This is a genomic window from Flavobacterium ginsenosidimutans (assembly GCF_003254625.1).
GTDB classification, from domain to species: Bacteria; Bacteroidota; Bacteroidia; order Flavobacteriales; family Flavobacteriaceae; genus Flavobacterium; species Flavobacterium ginsenosidimutans.
The window spans coordinates 1-17,523 of record NZ_QJRJ01000078.1; the positions used below are offsets into that span (position 1 = coordinate 1).

12 protein-coding genes and 1 pseudogene are annotated in these 17,523 nt (G+C 33.0%); 11 read left to right on the forward strand and 2 right to left on the reverse strand.

What is annotated here, in order from left to right; genetic code table 11:
• Nucleotides 1-1,072, reverse strand: a pseudogene (locus tag DM444_RS13355) (hypothetical protein); the annotation flags it as partial.
• 340 nt (nucleotides 1,073-1,412) lie between these two features.
• Between DM444_RS13355 and DM444_RS13360 the strand changes: the two are divergent.
• The 6 genes from DM444_RS13360 (at nucleotide 1,413) to DM444_RS13380 (ending at nucleotide 6,926) form a co-directional block, all read left to right on the forward strand.
• The gene (locus tag DM444_RS13360) at nucleotides 1,413-2,255 is read left to right on the forward strand and encodes a hypothetical protein (protein ID WP_111287459.1); all 843 of its coding nucleotides are present in this window, start codon (nucleotides 1,413-1,415) and stop codon (nucleotides 2,253-2,255) included.
• 276 nt (nucleotides 2,256-2,531) lie between these two features.
• On the forward strand, nucleotides 2,532-2,693 hold the full coding sequence (locus DM444_RS23640) for a hypothetical protein (RefSeq protein WP_162614966.1): 162 nt from the start codon (nucleotides 2,532-2,534) through the stop codon (nucleotides 2,691-2,693).
• Nucleotides 2,693-3,265 carry a GNAT family N-acetyltransferase gene (locus DM444_RS13365; RefSeq protein WP_111287461.1) on the forward strand — a complete coding sequence of 191 codons (573 nt, stop codon included), beginning with the start codon at nucleotides 2,693-2,695 and terminating at the stop codon, nucleotides 3,263-3,265. Before DM444_RS23640 ends, DM444_RS13365 begins: the two co-directional genes overlap by 1 nt.
• A 151-nt stretch (nucleotides 3,266-3,416) precedes the next feature.
• Nucleotides 3,417-5,726 carry a type IA DNA topoisomerase gene (locus DM444_RS13370; RefSeq protein WP_111287463.1) on the forward strand — a complete coding sequence of 770 codons (2,310 nt, stop codon included), beginning with the start codon at nucleotides 3,417-3,419 and terminating at the stop codon, nucleotides 5,724-5,726.
• Between the two features lie 245 nt (nucleotides 5,727-5,971).
• Nucleotides 5,972-6,448, forward strand: a complete 477-nt coding sequence (locus DM444_RS13375; RefSeq protein WP_111287465.1) for a DUF6265 family protein — start codon at nucleotides 5,972-5,974, stop codon at nucleotides 6,446-6,448.
• A 25-nt stretch (nucleotides 6,449-6,473) separates the two neighbouring features.
• Nucleotides 6,474-6,926, forward strand: a complete 453-nt coding sequence (locus DM444_RS13380; protein WP_162614967.1) for a hypothetical protein — start codon at nucleotides 6,474-6,476, stop codon at nucleotides 6,924-6,926.
• Nucleotides 6,927-7,018: 92 nt separating this feature from the next.
• Here the strand turns inward: DM444_RS13380 and DM444_RS13385 are convergent, their stop codons facing one another.
• Nucleotides 7,019-8,179, reverse strand: a complete 1,161-nt coding sequence (locus DM444_RS13385) for an MFS transporter (protein ID WP_111287469.1) — start codon at nucleotides 8,177-8,179, stop codon at nucleotides 7,019-7,021.
• A 217-nt stretch (nucleotides 8,180-8,396) separates the two neighbouring features.
• On the opposite strand from DM444_RS13385, the gene DM444_RS13390 reads away from it, so the two are divergent.
• The 5 genes from DM444_RS13390 to DM444_RS13410 all read left to right on the forward strand — a co-directional run bounded on the left by DM444_RS13390 (nucleotide 8,397) and on the right by DM444_RS13410 (nucleotide 17,467).
• Nucleotides 8,397-10,715, forward strand: coding sequence for a TonB-dependent receptor (locus DM444_RS13390; protein ID WP_111287471.1), 2,319 nt, complete (start codon nucleotides 8,397-8,399; stop codon nucleotides 10,713-10,715).
• A gap of 185 nt (nucleotides 10,716-10,900) precedes the next feature.
• The gene (locus tag DM444_RS13395; protein WP_111287473.1) at nucleotides 10,901-13,330 is read left to right on the forward strand and encodes a TonB-dependent receptor; all 2,430 of its coding nucleotides are present in this window, start codon (nucleotides 10,901-10,903) and stop codon (nucleotides 13,328-13,330) included.
• Nucleotides 13,331-13,476: 146 nt separating this feature from the next.
• A complete protein-coding gene (locus DM444_RS13400) occupies nucleotides 13,477-14,202 on the forward strand; it encodes a DUF4198 domain-containing protein (protein WP_111287475.1) in 726 nt (241 codons plus the stop codon).
• Nucleotides 14,203-14,449: 247 nt separating this feature from the next.
• Complete coding sequence (locus DM444_RS13405) at nucleotides 14,450-16,678, forward strand: TonB-dependent siderophore receptor (protein ID WP_111287477.1); 2,229 nt, start codon at nucleotides 14,450-14,452, stop codon at nucleotides 16,676-16,678.
• A 93-nt stretch (nucleotides 16,679-16,771) separates the two neighbouring features.
• Complete coding sequence (locus tag DM444_RS13410) at nucleotides 16,772-17,467, forward strand: putative polyvalent protein kinase domain-containing protein (RefSeq protein WP_239455682.1); 696 nt, start codon at nucleotides 16,772-16,774, stop codon at nucleotides 17,465-17,467.
• The last annotated feature ends 56 nt before the right edge of the window (nucleotides 17,468-17,523 follow it).

Genomic DNA, 17,523 nt, shown 5'->3' on the forward strand with positions numbered 1-17,523 from the left:
GGGTGTAACCTCCGATAGAAGTTATGTTAGCATTACCAATTGTTACAGTGTTGGAACCTCTACCCATAGCACTATTACCAATCACTATTTCGTTATAACTATTATCTGCCAAAGCACTCGTATTAGAACCAATAAAAACAGAATAATTCGATTCAGTTATTGCTCCCCCATCTGTACCATAACCACTACCAGCACTGAAACCAAGAGCTGTATTATTACTTCCCTTTTTTAACTGCCCCATACCTCCAAAAACATTATTTCCAGAACCGTCTGTTAAGTTAAGTAGAGTATTAGTTGTATTATTATCTCCATTTGTCAAAAATTGAAGTGCAAAACTTCCAATTGCAATATTATCATGTCCTTTAGTATGGGACTTAAGAGCTTCATTACCTATCGCTACATTGTAAATACCTTCATAGTTCTCGCTTCCTGCGAGCTTTCCAATAAATGTATTATAATTTGCTTTGTAGCCCTTACTTCCGGCAAGGTAACCTACAGCTGTATTTCCGTTTCCAATATTATTCTTTAATGCCTCATATCCAACCGCAACATTCCATCTATAACTTCCCGTTGACAATGCTCTGACTCCAAAAGCAACATTATATCCATCATCATCAAAATCACCTAAAGTACCATATCCAAATCCAGTATTGTTAGTACCTAAAAAACCACTTTGTTTGCCATTCCTTACAAAGACCACATGCTGGTCATCAAGAGTACCCATCGCATCTTTTTTCCAGTTTGTTCCAGTATTTCCTTTGGTACTCCAATTTGTATTGGCAATTTGTCTTACTACACCATTCACATCTTTAGTTAATAATGAGTCCGCAGTTGTTCCTGTTTGCAATCCAACAATTTTTAAGGTATTAACAGAAGTTGTTTTCAAAGTGGTTGGTTTTATTAAATTTCCACCCAATTGAATTTTACCATTATCTGCAGTTAAACCATTATCTGCAGTACCCGCATTTGGTGCAACTTGTACTTTTTTTCCGTTTACTGTAACAACAGTTTCTGTTTGTGCCATCATAAACCCGCTTTGGATTAAGAACAGTAAGCATGCAATCTTCTTCATTTTATAATTATTTATTAAAACTTGATAATTAACTTTCAATTATTGAAACGTCTAGAATAGAAAATTTCAATTTTCAAAATCAATGCAAATATATAATACAATTCTTACTTATTAAAGTTTATGTAATTATTTTCTTATTTATTTGTTTTGTTTTTAGAAAAACGAAGGAAGCATTGTAGTTCAAAAAGGTAATTTCTTATTTAGAAGCGCAAATTGAGAATGATAGTCGAAAACTGATTAAAAAAACAAGAATTAAATGACAAAAAATACTGAAAACAATCTTCTTAATTATAATCATTTGCTATCTTGCTCTCCTAAAAACTTTCTTCTATTCCTAAATATGAAACTAAAATTACCTGCTTTATTATTCGTTTTAAGTATTTTTTTATTCAGTTGCAGTTCAGATTCTGAAAATAATTCAGAAGACCAAGATGTAAAATACATGAAAGCTTATAAGACCGACACTCCTGAATATCCTGGTGATTACGATTCTTTTTATGAATACAGCAACGGTTATCTAACAAAAGGAACGGGTTTTAATTTATTTTCTGGAACATTTACCTATGATAATTCTGGGAAGCTAATAAGCAGACACGTGTCTGATCAAGAATATACTTTTGAGTATGATAGCAAAAATAGATTAATAAAACAGTCACGAACGGGATCGCCAGACAATATTACTTTGAAATACGACAACAATAAAATAACTATTACAAACTCATACAATTACGAGTCGGCGGCTCATTACGATCAAATTTCTGAGCTTTATCTAGATAACAAACAGCGCATAATCAAATACAGAAATTTATCCCCAACAACAGATTATACTTTTATGGTACAAGAGTATTTGTATGATGACAACAATAATATTACTCAAATAACATTCAAAGAAAACAATTATAATTATGGTGATTTTGTTGTGAAATATGTATACGATAATAAAAAAAATCCTTTCTATTATGCATTTAAAAAACTGTATAGAAGTATCTATTATCTAGAATGCAGAAATGGAATATCAAATTACAAACATACTGGAATAACGCCCAATAATATGACCATTTACGGCACGTCAACCTATGCACACCAATATGATAATGACGGATATCCTATAAGTTGGCATATGGTGTATGAAAATAATGGCCCTGTTCCAGCAACAGCAGATTATACCGTTGAGTATTATTAATAAATAATTCAATTGGCAAAATACCTTTATACCTTTTTAAACTAAAAAAAATGACAAAATCAGTAGTATTATTGGTTTTGTTTTTTACTCTATTTCTAAAATTAAGAAATCATATAACAAAAATGTTGTGACAAAAGCATGATTTATACCAATACATTTTGTATGTTTGTCAAGTAAAAAATACCTATCTTTCTTACAAAAACTAAGATGGTAACGTCAGCATACAATAAAATACGGCTTTCCGTAAAATAATTTATTAATCAAATATTCATCGCAATGGCAAAGCCAATCAAAAACACTCCCGTTTTAAAAGGTAAAGAAGCCGTTAACTTTTACAAATCTATTGATTCAAATAGAGATAAAAAAGTTAGTGTTGATACCTTGACTTCAATTCGAACTGACGCGAGTAAATTAAAAGAAATTCTAAAGGTAAATTAATGCCTTTCACTGGTTTTTCATTTTCTAAATTAAATTCCAACACAAACATTCTTCCTTTTGAATGTGGAGACGACGATTTGAATAGCTTCCTTAGCAATAAAGCTATTCACTATAAAAAAGAATTGTTGGCTACCACTTATTTACTCGAAAGCAAAGATAAAACTATTGCTTATTTAAGTATTTACAATGATGCTTTAGCTGTTCAGGAAAAGGATTTTGCATCAAAAAATGCTTTGAATAGATTATTAAAAAAAATGATTTCGCATCCAAAAAGACATCTGAGACAATTCCCTGCAATCAAAATTGGAAGACTAGCTGTTTGTGAATTAACAAAAAAAGAAAGAAAAGGAATTGGCAGAGCATTAGTAAATTTTGTTATTGATCTTGCATTAGAACAAAATAGCAATTGTGCCTGTCAATTAATAACTGTCGATGCATATAGTCAATCATTAGATTTTTATACAAAACTAGGCTTCAAATTTCTTACTGATAGTGATGAAGGCAGTGATACAAGACAAATGTATCTCGACCTTAGACCAATAATGAATACTGCATACGATATATCTGCATAGAAAAAAAAAACTAGCATTTTAGTCCTAATAATTATTGGCAATACCATCTTTCTCCTAAAATAAGAAAAAAACTTAAAATCTTAGTATCTTAGAACCTTAGTAACTCTTTTAAAAATTCCCTAATTTCGCTCGTCCAACTAGAAAAGAAAAAATGAAGGTCTGTATTGCTGAGAAACCAAGTGTAGCACGAGAAATTGCATCTGTTTTAGGTGCCAATACCAAGCACGATGGATATTACGAAGGCAATGGTTATGCAGTAACCTATACTTTCGGACATTTATGCACCTTAAAAGAACCTAACGATTACAAACCACACTGGAAAAGTTGGGATTTGAACAATCTACCGATGCTTCCTGAAAAGTTCGAAACTAAAGTCGTTCAGAATTCGGGAATTCAGAAACAGTTTAAAATTATAAAAAGTCTTTTTGATAAAGCCGAAGTGGTTATAAACTGCGGGGATGCTGGACAAGAAGGAGAATTGATTCAGCGCTGGGTGATGAACGAAGCGCATTATAAAGGAGAAATTCAGCGTTTATGGATCTCGTCACTTACAACCGAAGCGATTAAAGAAGGTTTTGAAAACTTAAAACCCTCTTCTAATTATGATAATTTATTCTACGCTGGGTTTTCCAGAGCAATTGGAGATTGGCTTTTAGGAATGAATGCAACGCGTTTATATACCGTAAAACATGGCGGTTACAAACAGGTTCTGTCTATCGGCCGTGTACAAACGCCAACATTGGCGATGGTTGTAGATCGTTTTAGAGAAATCGAAAATTTCAAACCTCAACCGTATTGGGAATTACAGACTTTGTACAGAGAAACGCTTTTTAGTTATGAAGAAGGTCGTTTTCTAAACAAAGAAGATGGGGAAATTGTTGCTGCAAAAGTCAAAGAAAGTGATTTCGAAATTGTTTCTGTTGATAAAAAGAATGGAAACGAATACGCGCCAAAACTTTTCGACTTAACTGGTTTACAGGTGTATTGCAATCAAAAGTTTGGATTTTCGGCAGAAGAAACATTGAAGATTGCACAGACTTTATACGAGCAGAAAGTAATTACCTATCCCAGAGTTGATACGACTTTTTTACCTGGTGATATTTATCCGAAAGTGACGGGAATTCTGCAAAAATTAACCAATTATGCTGAATTGACTCAGCCAATTTTAGGAAAAAAAATCAAGAAATCTCCAAAGGTTTTCAACGATAAAAAAGTAACCGATCACCACGCGATTATTCCAACAGGAGTTCAGAACAATCTACCACACAATCAGCAGCAGGTTTACGATATTATTACAAGACGTTTTATTGCTGTTTTTTATGATGATTGTCTCGTTGCCAACACAACAGTTATTGGAAAAGCCGCCGATGTAACTTTTAAAGCGACAGGGAAAGAAATCTTGAAAAAAGGTTTCCGCGTTGTTTTTGAAGATCCGAATGCGAAAGAAAAAGAACCCGATTTATTGCCGAGTTTTACTGTGGGCGAAAAAGGTCCGCATGAGCCTTCGTTTCTTCAAAAAGAAACCAAACCGCCAAATCAGTTTACAGAAGCAACTTTATTACGTGCAATGGAAACCGCTGGAAAACAGGTTGACGACGAAGATTTACGTGAATTGATGAAGGAAAACGGAATCGGGCGTCCGTCAACACGTGCGAATATTATCGAAACGCTTTTCAAACGCCAATATATTGTTCGAAATAAAAAACAGGTTTTACCCACTTTAACGGGTATTCAATTGATTGATACGATTCAAAACGAATTGGTAAAATCAGCCGAACTTACCGGAACTTGGGAAAAACAGCTGAAAGATATCGAGAAAGGAACTTTCACCGCCGCGGCGTTTATTAGAAACATGAAACGTATGGTTGAAGCTTTGGTTTATGAAGTACGAAGCGAAACCAAACACGCCAATATTTCACATGCTGCAACGGTTCAGAAACCAGTTGTAAAAGCAGAAAAAGAGAAAAAGAAAGCCTCTGGAATTTCGGCAGAAACTTGTCCGAAATGCCAAAAAGGAAATATACTGAAAGGAAAATCGGCTTTTGGATGCAGTGAATACAAATCGGGCTGTGATTTTGTGCTGCCTTTTGTTTTTCATGATAAAAAAATCACGGAAAGCCAATATTTACGATTGGTTCAGAAAGGTTCGACAGTAAACATTAAAGGTTTCAAAACCGATTCTGGAACTGTTGAAGGTTTACTTCGTTTTGAAGAAAACTACAAACTGAAATTAGAGCCAAAGAAAACAGATAAAAAAGCCGAATCAAAAGAGAGTTCAGATGCATTAGTTTGTCCGAAATGTAAAAAAGGAACGATTCTGAAAGGCAAAACTGCTTATGGCTGCGCTGAGTACAAATCGGGTTGCGATTTCAAAGTGACTTTTGATGAAGTTCGAGCTAAATTAAAAGACCAAAAACCTACTAAGGAATTGGTTTATTCGATTTTGAGTGCTAGCGTTTGATTTTTTTGCCACGAATTCACGAATTTTTATTGATATACTGGATGTTTTATTTGTCGCGAATTCCACGAAAGCATTAATTTATTTCACACAGATTTGAGCAGATTAGCACAGATTTTAAATATATAAAATTTGTAAAATTCATCGCAAACCATCATTACTGCATTTCGATATAAATTCGTGAATTCGTGGCTAAAAAAATTTTCATACTTTAGTAGCAATATTACCAAACCCAAAATCTAATAAATATGTTTCAGAAAATTACTCTTATCGCCCTTATCATAGCTTTCGTTTCTTGCCAGAAAAAAGAAACCGTTGAAAAAGACAAAATCAAAAAAGCCGACTGGTTAATCGGGAATTGGGAAAATAAAACTCCAGAAGGCATTTTATCTGAAAACTGGCAAAAATTAAACGACAGTACTTTCAGCGCTTCTTCTTATTTTATTAAAGGAAAAGACACTCTGCATTTTGAAACTATTGTTTTGGCGCAATTAGGCGAAACGCTGACTTACAAAGCAACTGTAAAAGGTCAAAACGAAGATAAACCAGTTTTCTTCCCTTCTACTTCTGAAACAGATCAAAAATTGGTTTTCGAGAATCCGAAACACGATTATCCTCAAAAAATTACTTATACTAAAGGTGCCAATAATACTTTAACCGCAGAGATTTCTGGGAATTTGAATGGAAAACCGAGTTCTGAGAAGTTTGTGATGACGAAGAAGTAGTTAAATGTTTTTTGTAAAAAATAAAATGACAAAAAGAAGAATTAGAATAATGATTAATATTATTTTAATTCTTCTTTTTGTGTCTTGCAACAATTATCAATTAAGCTATAAAAGCATTAAATCAGGTTTTTTGTATGACGATGGAATTTACACTATTCCTGGAAAGGATCGAAATATTTTGATTAAAGAATTAAAAGACGGATCAAAAATATTTGCCATAAGAAACAGTAAAAATAAAATACTGTTTCAACAAAGCTTAAATGAAACTTTTAGCGCTTATCACTATTGGGTTTTATATGTTGATAAAAATGCTGATATATGGTACTATAATTCAGATTACTTTTCTTCTCAGGCAGTACTTTTTAATAAAGAAACTCAGCAATATGAGATGAAGGATTTGTGCAGAAATAAAATACAATTGCCTTTAGAATTTAAAAAGGAAATAGAATCGAAAGGATCTAAAATATGTACCTTTTGATTATATAAATTTCAAATGTTAAAAAAATAGTGCATTTTATTAATCGCATCTTCTTTACGAAAGTATCTCAGAACCTTAGCAACTTAAAAAAATCACTCATTCTCCCCGATCTTATTCACCATAAAAATCATCAGAATTCCTAGAAGTGCCATAATTAAGAATGCCCATTTCATACTTAGATATTCAGAAATAAAACCAACCATTGGCGGAACCAATAAAAATCCTAAATAACCAATTGTTGATATTGAAGTTAAAGCAGAACCGCTGCTTAATTTTGAAGATCTTCCTGCAATGCTAAACACTAACGGAACCACGCAAGAAACCCCAAATCCGATTAAAACATAACCGAAAATAGTTGGATAAACATACGGCAAAATAAAACAAACTCCAAAACCAGCTGTTATTAAGATTCCGCTGTAAAGCAAGATTTTTTTAGTTCCAAATTTCATTACGCCATAATCACCAAAAATACGTCCTAACGTTACTGCCGAAGCAAAAAATACAAACGCGGCACTGGTTAATTTTGGAGAAGCTTTTAATATATTTTCAAAATAAATTCCGCTCCAATCGTACATTGTGTTTTCGCAAGCCATAGAAACGAAACAAATCAAAGAAAATTTTACCAGATTTTTTTCTGGCATTGAGAAGAACTTCTTTTTCACCGGAACAGGCTCATTATGAATACTCATCGGGTAAAAACAAGCCGTTAGCGCAAGCATAAAAATACTTACTCCCAATAAGTGGTGTGAAGGCGCGATATGCTGTGTTACCATTACATAACCTAAACCAGCTCCCGAAAAAACGGCAATACTCCAAACCGCATGAAAACGTGTTATAATCGATTTTGGATATAGTTTCTGCACTTCCAGAGATTGTGCGTTTATAGATAAATTGAAAATATTACGAGAAGCTCCAAAGAATAAAAGTATGATAACCAACTGCCAAACAAATGCTGCCAAACCAGGCAAAGACAGCGCAATATTGAACATAACTGCGCCAAGAAGCATTATATAACGACTGCTGTATTTATTCAATAATTTTCCTGTAAAAGGCATTGTAAGCATTAAACCTATCGGAAAAGCAAATAAAACTGCTCCAAATTCGGCTTCAGATAAATGCAATTGGGCTTGTATGCGTGGAATTCGCGAAACCCACGAAGAATATCCAAAACCAGAAAGGAAGAAAAAAACAGTATTGGCAATACGGTATCCTCTGGGCGTATTTTGAATCTTTTTAAAGAATGGTAAAATCATGAAGTCATTTTTCAGACTGCAAAATTAAGGCTTTAAAACTTTATCTCAGTAAAACATCAACTAAGAATTTCATTTAATTATCTCTAAGATCAACATTTAACAATTTCATTAGTAAAGGGCAGAAATAAAAATTGTTAAAGTTATTTTAATTTTTACATTTGTACTGTTTTTATTTATTCTAAATAAATGTTATTTATAAACCAATTACTTAATAGCAATGAATTACCTCAGTTTGAAAACTTCGCGTTTTCTATTTTCTATCAGTCTACTATTTTCGTTTTTATCTGCCTTTGCACAAAACCACGGAAAAATTAAAGGAACAATCACAACATCTGATGGCGATGCTGCTGCCGGTGTCAATATTATCCTTAAAAATACGAAATATGGCACCGTTTCTAATGATGACGGTAGTTTTGATTTTAGCAGAGTAAAACCCAGCACCTACATTATACAGGTATCTTTATCGGGCTATGAAACGCTTGAAAGAGAAATAATTGTCTCTGAATATGAAACCATTACCACTAATTTACAATTAAAGGTTTCTAATAAGGAATTGAATGAAGTGGTTGTAAATGGCAAGAAAAGCAATTTATCAAAAAAGACCGATTATGTTGCTAGAATGCCACTAAAGAACTTGGAGAATCCTCAGGTTTACAATGTTATTCACAAAGAATTATTACAAGAGCAAATTGCGGTTGACATAAGAAGTGCGGTGCAAAATGCTACGGGCGCGATCTCCAAAATATATCCTTCTGGTGGACTTGAAATTAGTTTTAGAGGATTCAGTACGGGTGTAAACGCACGAAACGGAATGGAGACTCTTTCTGGACGAAGCTCAATCTCAATTGATAATGCCGAGCGAATTGAGGTGCTAAAAGGCCCTTCTGGAACTTTGTTTGGTTCTTCTGTTTCTTCGTTTGGAGGAGTTGTAAACTTGGTCACAAAAAAGCCTTTTGAAACTAGCAAAACAGAGATATCTTATACAGGAGGAAGCTTTGGACTGCAGCGTGTTGCGGTAGATTTTAATATGCCTTTGACTCAAAACAAAAAAGTTTTGTTTAGAATGAACGCTTCGGCAAATACAGAAAACAGCTTCTTAAATTATGGCTTTAATAAAACAGTCTTATTTGCGCCGAGCATTATTTATAAAGCAACCGATAGATTAACGCTGAGTTTAGACACAGAGATTTTCAACACCAATAATACCCGTCCAACTTACGGACGTTCTTACGCGGCTGGACTTACCAACCCAACAGATCTAAAAGTAGATTACAAAACAAGCTTATTTGCAGATGATCTTGATGCTAAAACGACTTCTCCTAAAATATTTGCTCAGGCAGAATATAAAATTTCTGGCAACTGGAAATCTACAACATTGTTCTCACTAGTAGACGAACGTGTCGATCATAGTTATCAATACTACACTGCATGGAAATCGCCAACAGAAGTTCAAAGAATGGTATCTCGTTTTGGCCCAATTCATAATAACTTCACCAATTTTCAAGAAAATATTAATGGTGAATTTTCAACAGGAAGCATCAAACATAAACTCTTAGCTGGTATTAATTACAGATTTACAAAAGGAACATTTAAATATGCTACAACACAAGTATTAGATGAAATTGATGTAACAACAGATTTCGAACCAATTCGAAAAAGCGATGTAGACCCAAAATTGAAGGAAATGCAATTTGGTGTTCCAAATGAACAGACTTTCAGTGTCTACGCTTCAGATGTAGTTAGTTTTACAGATCGCTTATCGGCAATGTTAAGTCTTCGTCTGGATAATTTTGTTCAGAAAAAAATCGAAGATACAGAGGGCTACAACCAAACTGCTTTGTCTCCAAAATTAGGTTTGGTTTATGAACTGGTTAAAGAACAGGTTTCTTTATTTGGAAATTACATGAATGGTTTTCAAAATTCTGGGCCAGTAAATCAGCCAGACGGGTCAATATTAATTTTAAAGCCAATTTATGCTAATCAATATGAAGGTGGTGTAAAAGTAGAAGCATTCAATAAAAAATTAAGCACAACACTTAGCTACTACAACATTACAATTGATAATGCTACAAGAACAAATCCTGACGGATATAATATTCAGGATGGAAAACAAGTAAGTAAAGGAATTGATTTTGAATTTATTGCCAATCCGATAAACGGTTTAAACTTGACGGCTGGTTATGCTTACAATGATAACCGTATCGTTAAATCGTCCGACGCTTCCATTGAAGGCAATAAAGCCAGCGGTGCACCAGAAAATGTGTTGAATTTTTGGGTTTCCTACAAATTTCAAAACACATTAAAAAATTTAGGCTTTGGCTTTGGAGGAAATTATGTAGACAAACAATATAAATTTGAAGACGAAAGCTTTTATGCTCCTTCTTATTCGATTTATAGTGCCACTGTATTTTATGACAGACCAGTATGGAGACTTGGGGTTAAATTTAACAACCTGACAAACACAAAATATTGGGATTCTTACGGAATGGCTCAAACTCCCGCAAACTTCTTAGTTAACTTAACAATAAGAATTTAATTTTCTATTCCAGATAAAGCCATTCGAAAACGAATGGCTTTATCTTTTAAAAGATAAAAATCAAGCATTTATAGTTTACATAAACATTCGCTCTTTCGTTGTTCAAGAAATTATAATTTATATTTTTGCCTTGTTTTTATTTGTTCTAAATAAAATAACCAAAATTAATCCAAAAAAAAATTACCATGAACTATTCAAATCGTAGCATCAAACAGATAAGTACCATATTCTGTATGCTATTTTTATTTTGCAGCAATCTCTTTGCGCAGCAAAACTTCGGAAAAATAAAAGGAATTATAACAACCTCTGATGGTGAATTTGCTGTAGGCGTAAATATTATTCTTAAAAATTCAAAATACGGAACAATTAGTAATGAAGAGGGAGTTTTCGAATTTAACCGTGTTAAACCTAATACGTATACTTTAGAAGTTTCATTAACTGGTTACGAAACTCTAGAACAACAAGTGAAAGTTGCGGCTACCGAAACTACTTCGCTTAATTTGCAATTGACCGTTTCAAACAAACAATTAAAAGAAGTTATCATTACCAACAATAGAGGAAAAGCTTTCCCGAAACAAAGTACTTACGTTTCTAAAATGCCTCTTAAAAATATAGAAAATCCGCAGGTATATAACATTGTCTCATCAGAGTTAATGAAAGAGCAAGCCATTACAAATTATGAAGATGCTTTAAAAAATGTACCTGGAATTCAAAAATTATGGGAATCTACAGGACGTGGAGGCGACGGAGGATCTTATTATTCTTTACGCGGTTTTGAAGTGCAGGCAAATCTTGTAAACGGATTGCCAGGATTAACAAGTGGAAGTTTAGACCCAGCAAATATTGAAAGAGTTGAAGTAATTAAAGGTCCATCTGGAACATTGTTTGGAAGTAGTCTTGTTAGTTACGGAGGATTGATTAATACTGTTACAAAAAAGCCATATAGTGGTTTTGGAGGCGAAGTATCTTATCTTGCTGGTAGTTTTGGACTAAATAGAGTTACCGCAGATATCAACACGCCATTGGATGATACTGATAATGTAGCTTTCAGAATTAATGCGGCTTATCAGACTGAAAACAGTTTTCAGGATGCAGGATTTAGAACTTCAATATTTGTAGCTCCTGCCCTTTCCTATAAAGTAAACGAAAAATTATCTTTCTTAATTAATACTGAATTTATGGCCGAAGAGAAAACTACGCCATCGATGTTGTTTTTAGGAAGAGACACTCCTTTACAATTTGCTAATCTTGCCGATTTAAATTACAATACAGATTTATCTTTTTACAGTAATGATTTACCCATAAAAAATCCGAGATACAGTTTACAAGGTCAGATGAATTATAAAATTTCAGATCAATGGACTTCACAAACGGTATTCTCAAGAAGCTCTTCAAAATCGAGAGGCTATTACTCTTATATATACGACAATGAAGACGGAAATCGTGATTTTGCTTTATGGATCACAAAAGAACAATCGCAAACAGCAACCACAGATATTCAACAAAATTTTATTGGAGATTTTAAAATTGGGAATATGAGAAATCGTCTTGTTGTTGGTTTAGATTATTTTGATAGAAATGTTATGTTTGGCGGATCAGGATATGGTCATCTTTACAATGTTACCGCTCAGGGAGAAGTAAGACAATTAGATGCTGATAATCCATACTTCTTAACACAAACTTCAGTAGACCAACTATTATCTACAGTACCTGCAACAAATTATAACTCAAAAGATGCAACTTATAGTGCTTATGCTTCTGATGTATTGAACATTAACAATAAATTATTAGTAATGGCAAGCCTACGTGTTGACTATTTTGACACTGAAGGAAACATAAAAACTGACGATGACAATTATACACAGACTGCATTTTCTCCAAAATTTGGAGTCGTTTATCAGCCAATTGAAGATCAATTGTCCGTTTTTGCAAATTATATGAATGGATTCAGAAATATCGCTCCATCAGCAATTTACGACAACGATGGCAATTTCATTGGATCACAGACTTTTGAACCAGAACATGCTAATCAGTTAGAATTTGGAGTAAAAGGAAACTTATTTTCAGATAAACTAACCGCGACAATGAGTTACTACGATATTAATGTTGCTAATTTAGTTACCAGCAACCCAATGTACAGTGCTCAAGGCGGTGAAGCAAGAAGCAAAGGATTTGAATTTGATTTGAATGCCGCACCTCTAAAAGGTCTAAGCATTATTGCGGGATACAGTTACAATGATAGTAAAATTACAAAAGGTGATGAAGGTAATGTTTGGCTAGATCAAGGAAAAAGACCATTTTGGGCGGGTCCAAAAAATCTAGTAAATCTTTGGGCAACTTATAAGTTTAATGAAGGTGCTTTAGAGAATTTTGGAATTGGTTTTGGAGGAAATTATGCCAGCGATAATGCCATTCTAGATAGTGACGTAACCGGTAAATTTATTCTTCCAGAATATACTGTAATCAATGGTTCTGTTTTCTATAACTCCACTAAATATCGTTTAAGTTTAAATGTAAATAATATTACCAACAAAGATTATTTTAATGGAGGATGGTCAACCGTAAATCCGCAAAAGCCTAGAAATGTTGTAGCTACTTTTGCTTACAAATTCTAAGATTTAACCAAAATCTCATAAGAAGCCTCGGAGCCTTTCAAAATATAGAAAGATTCGAGGCTTTTTTTAGTTGTTTTATTTTTAATTATTCTAAATAAGCGTTATGTTTGTAAAAAATATCATTCTAATAATTTAAACTTGATCTTATGAAATCAAATATTTTAAAAACATTAAGCTTTTTATTTCTAATGCTTTTTGCTGCACCTCAGCTTTTTGCCCATGCACTATGGATCGAAACCAAAGCAACAGGAACAAAAGGAAAAGCTCAGGAAATCTCTGTTTATTTTGGAGAATTCTCTGATAACGATATTACAAAAGCTGATAAATGGTTTTCTGATTTAAAAGATTTTACTTTGGTTGTAATTTCTCCTTCAAAAAAAGAAACAAAACTGACTTCAAAAGCTTTAGAAAATAAATATCAAGCGTTCTTTACACCAGACGAAGACGGAGTTTACACTATTGTGATGCACCATACAGTTGGAGATGTTTACGGAACAATGAAATTAGATTATAACTCTAGTGCAAATGTTGTAGTTGGAAATAAAGCTGCTGGAAACAATATTGCTTCTAATACAAACAAAATTGCTGTTTTCTCAGAAAATGCAGATGCTGCAAAAAAAGATACTAAAATTACTGGTGTTGCCTCTTATGACGGAGCTATTGCAAAAGAAACAAAAATTAAAGTAATTGCACCAAACGGATGGGAAAAAGAATTATGGACAAACGATAAAGGAGAATTCTCTTTTACACCAATCTGGTCTGGAAACTATATGGTAGAATATGCTCACACAGATAAATCATCTGGCGAACATAACGGAAAAAAATACGATGAAATCTGGAAAATGGCTACTTACCAAATTACAGTAAAATAATTAGTAAAATAATTTTCGTAAAAACTTCATTCTTAGATTTAATTTCAATTTAAAAAACCTTGCTAATGGCAAGGTTTTTTTTGTTGCTATTTATACTAAATTAAAATAATATTAGAAAATTCTTAAGCAAATCTTAAGAAAACAATAAGAAAGGTTTAAGTAAGAAAACGCCCCATAAATTTCCTTAACACATTCATGCAATTGTATATTTGCGGCGATCTATTTTTATTGAATCTAAATAAACAACATGAAATATAATTTACTATTTGCATTAGGATTATTAAGTTTTGCCTCTTATGGTCAAGATTTTTCAAACACCGAATCTACTTCTTCAGTAACCGATACAGTTAAGAATAAAAAAGGAGAAATTTTAAATGAAGTAGTTGTTACTAAAAATAAAGAACCAAAACCAGTTACAGCAGTTCGCTCTGGATTAAAACCAATGGATAATCCTCAAAGTATACAAGTTATTGGTTCTGAAGTTATCGAACAGCAGCAAGCTATTAGATTAAGTGAAGTTCTTAAAAATGCTAATGGTGTTTATGTAAGTTCTGCTCGTGGTGGAGCTACAGAATCTTTTTACTCAAGAGGTTATGACATGTCTTCAAATAATATGTTCAAAAACGGATTTCGTTACAACGCAGGATCAATTCCAGATGTTTCTGGTTTAGATAAAGTAGAATTCTTAAAAGGAGGTTCGGCTTTATTATTTGGAAATGTGGCTCCAGGAGGAGTTCTTAATTTAGTTACTAAAACTCCTCAATTCAAAAGCGGAGGCGAAATCTCAATGCAGATTGGAAGTTATGCTTATTATAAACCATCATTTGATTTTTATGGAGGACTTAATAAATCAATCGCATTTAGAATTAACGGTTCTTACGAAAACTCAGAAAGTTTTAGAGATGTTGTAAAAAACAAACGTGTATATGTAAATCCGTCTTTACTTTTTGTAATTAATCCAAAAACTCAAATTACATTACAAGGAGATTATTTAAGTGCAGATTGGACACCAGATTTCGGAACTGGAATCGTAGGAACTCAAATTCTTGATTTACCTCGAAATGCTTTCTACGGATCGCTTTGGTCTAATGGTACAACTAAATCTTCTAGTGCATCTGTATTATTAAATCATGATTTCGATAAAAACTGGAAACTTAATTTCAATAGTTCTTTTCAGAACTATGACAGAGCTTCAAAATCTACCGCACAATTATCTACAGTAAAAGAGAATGGAGACTGGACAAGACCTTTAGTTCAAAACGACAACTCAGAACAAATACTAGGAGATCAATTAAGTCTTCAAGGAAACTTTAATACAGGATCTGTAAAACATCAAATTTTTACAGGTGCAGACTGGGAAAACTCGTTTGCAACAGCTTATACTTTTGCTTTTACTCCAGCAAATTATGATACAATTAATCTTTTCAACTTTGATCCGTCAACGCAAAGAAATGATATTCCTGATGCGAGAGCCACTCAAATTGCAAAAACTGAGACGAATCGTTTTGGTGCCTATTTTCAAGATTTAATCTCTATTACAGAGAAGTTAAAAGTATTAGCAGGTGTACGTTGGTCATGGCAAGAAGCAGAAGTTACAACTTACAAAGAAACTTATGCTAATAATGTACAAACAGTTAAGCCTGAAAATGCAGTTCCTACAGTAGGTGCTAAAAAATTAGACAATGCATTTTCACCAAAATTTGGATTGATATACCAACCAAGAAAAGACGTTTCTATATTTGGTAGCTACTCTACTTCGTTTACTCCAAACACAGGAACTACAGCAGATTTAAAACCAATTGAACCATCTATTATTGATCAATATGAAGCTGGTATTAAAACTGATTTCTTAAAAGGATTATTAAGCACAAATGTTACTGTTTATCAAATTACAAACAGTAATCTGGCTCAAACTGCTGAATTTAAAGCTGACGGAAGTCCTAATTCAGATACAAACGTAAAAGTTTTAAGTGGTGAAACTAAAAGCAAAGGGGTAGAAGTTGACGTTACAGCAAGACCTATTGAAGGACTTAGCATTATTGCAGGATACAGCTACAACGATATGCGTTATACAAAAACTTCTGGTTTAAACGGAAGTTTTATAGAAGGTGACCGTCTTGTAAGAACTCCAGCAAATACAGCAAACTTAAGTTTCTTTTACACAGTACCAGAAGGTATATTAAAAGGATTATCTGTTGGAGCAATAGGAAATTACATTGGTGATCGTTTAGGCGGATGGAATGATCAATATAGCACTGATCTTGTAAAATATCCTGACGGTATCTACCACAGAGAAATTCCGATTGATGGTTATGTTACAATCGATGCTTCGGCTGGATATACTTGGAATAAGTTCTCTATTCTTTGCAAATTATCAAACATTACGAACGAATTAAATTATACCGTTCACGAAAATTACAGTGTGAACCCAATCGCTCCTCGTCAGTTCATGACAAGCGTGCGTTACAAGTTCTAAAATATTGAATTAGAAGTTTTTTTGATTTATCCCAAGATTTTCTGTTTCTGTGGAAATAGAAAAATCTTGGGATTTTTATTTTAAACAAGATAAATGAAAGTAATACAAAACTTACTTTTATTTTGGTTTTTGAAAAAATATGCTATTTTTGTATTCAACATTATGAAATATGAATTACAACTTATCATTTCAGGAAAGAGCAAAGTTAAGCATGGAACAATTATCCAAGCAGCAGCCAGTTACCTTAGAAGAAGCCAAAGCGCAGGCACAATGGCTAAAGAATTCAAGCATTTCAAAAAACAAGAAAAAGAGACCTTAGAAAAGTTTATAGAATTAAACAGTCTTTGGATTTTAGATATCAATCTTGATAATTATGTTTCTGAAGGAGCAGAACAAAAGGTCTATTTAAAAGACGGGAAACATGTAATCAAACTTAATGATTCTATTTATTATAACTCTTGGATAGATTATTTCAATAATCTATTATTAAACAATTTCTTTTTCCCAGACACAGCATACAATTTATTAGGCTTTTTCAAAACCGAAGATATCATATATGCAGTTGTTGAACAACCTTTTGTTAAAGCAACTGAGCCAACAGATCTAGAAGTTGTAAAAAATTTTATGCTTGTAAACGGATTTTTAAATACCAAAAATAATGACTACTGTAATCCTGACTTAGGAATTATTCTTGAAGATCTTCACGACGAAAATGTATTGACCGAAAATGGCATTCTTCAATTTATAGATACCGTTTTCTATATAAAAGATAATTTTTACGAAATATAAAAACCCGACAGCTTTCAAAAAACTGTCGGGTTTAAGGTTTAATATTATTTATAAAC

What these genes read in the sequence shown, in the direction of transcription:
- DM444_RS13360 (WP_111287459.1), top strand. Translation starts at nt 1,413, where the DNA reads ATGAAACTAAAATTACCTGCTTTATTATTCGTTTTAAGTATTTTTTTA.
- DM444_RS13380 (WP_162614967.1), top strand. Translation starts at nt 6,474, where the DNA reads ATGACAAAAAGAAGAATTAGAATAATGATTAATATTATTTTAATTCTT.
- DM444_RS13395 (WP_111287473.1), top strand. Translation starts at nt 10,901, where the DNA reads ATGAACTATTCAAATCGTAGCATCAAACAGATAAGTACCATATTCTGT.
- DM444_RS13375 (WP_111287465.1), top strand. Translation starts at nt 5,972, where the DNA reads ATGTTTCAGAAAATTACTCTTATCGCCCTTATCATAGCTTTCGTTTCT.
- DM444_RS13400 (WP_111287475.1), top strand. Translation starts at nt 13,477, where the DNA reads ATGAAATCAAATATTTTAAAAACATTAAGCTTTTTATTTCTAATGCTT.
- DM444_RS23640 (WP_162614966.1), top strand. Translation starts at nt 2,532, where the DNA reads ATGGCAAAGCCAATCAAAAACACTCCCGTTTTAAAAGGTAAAGAAGCC.
- DM444_RS13390 (WP_111287471.1), top strand. Translation starts at nt 8,397, where the DNA reads ATGAATTACCTCAGTTTGAAAACTTCGCGTTTTCTATTTTCTATCAGT.
- DM444_RS13385 (WP_111287469.1), bottom strand. Translation starts at nt 8,179, where the DNA reads ATGATTTTACCATTCTTTAAAAAGATTCAAAATACGCCCAGAGGATAC.
- DM444_RS13410 (WP_239455682.1), top strand. Translation starts at nt 16,772, where the DNA reads ATGAAAGTAATACAAAACTTACTTTTATTTTGGTTTTTGAAAAAATAT.
- DM444_RS13370 (WP_111287463.1), top strand. Translation starts at nt 3,417, where the DNA reads ATGAAGGTCTGTATTGCTGAGAAACCAAGTGTAGCACGAGAAATTGCA.
- DM444_RS13365 (WP_111287461.1), top strand. Translation starts at nt 2,693, where the DNA reads ATGCCTTTCACTGGTTTTTCATTTTCTAAATTAAATTCCAACACAAAC.
- DM444_RS13405 (WP_111287477.1), top strand. Translation starts at nt 14,450, where the DNA reads ATGAAATATAATTTACTATTTGCATTAGGATTATTAAGTTTTGCCTCT.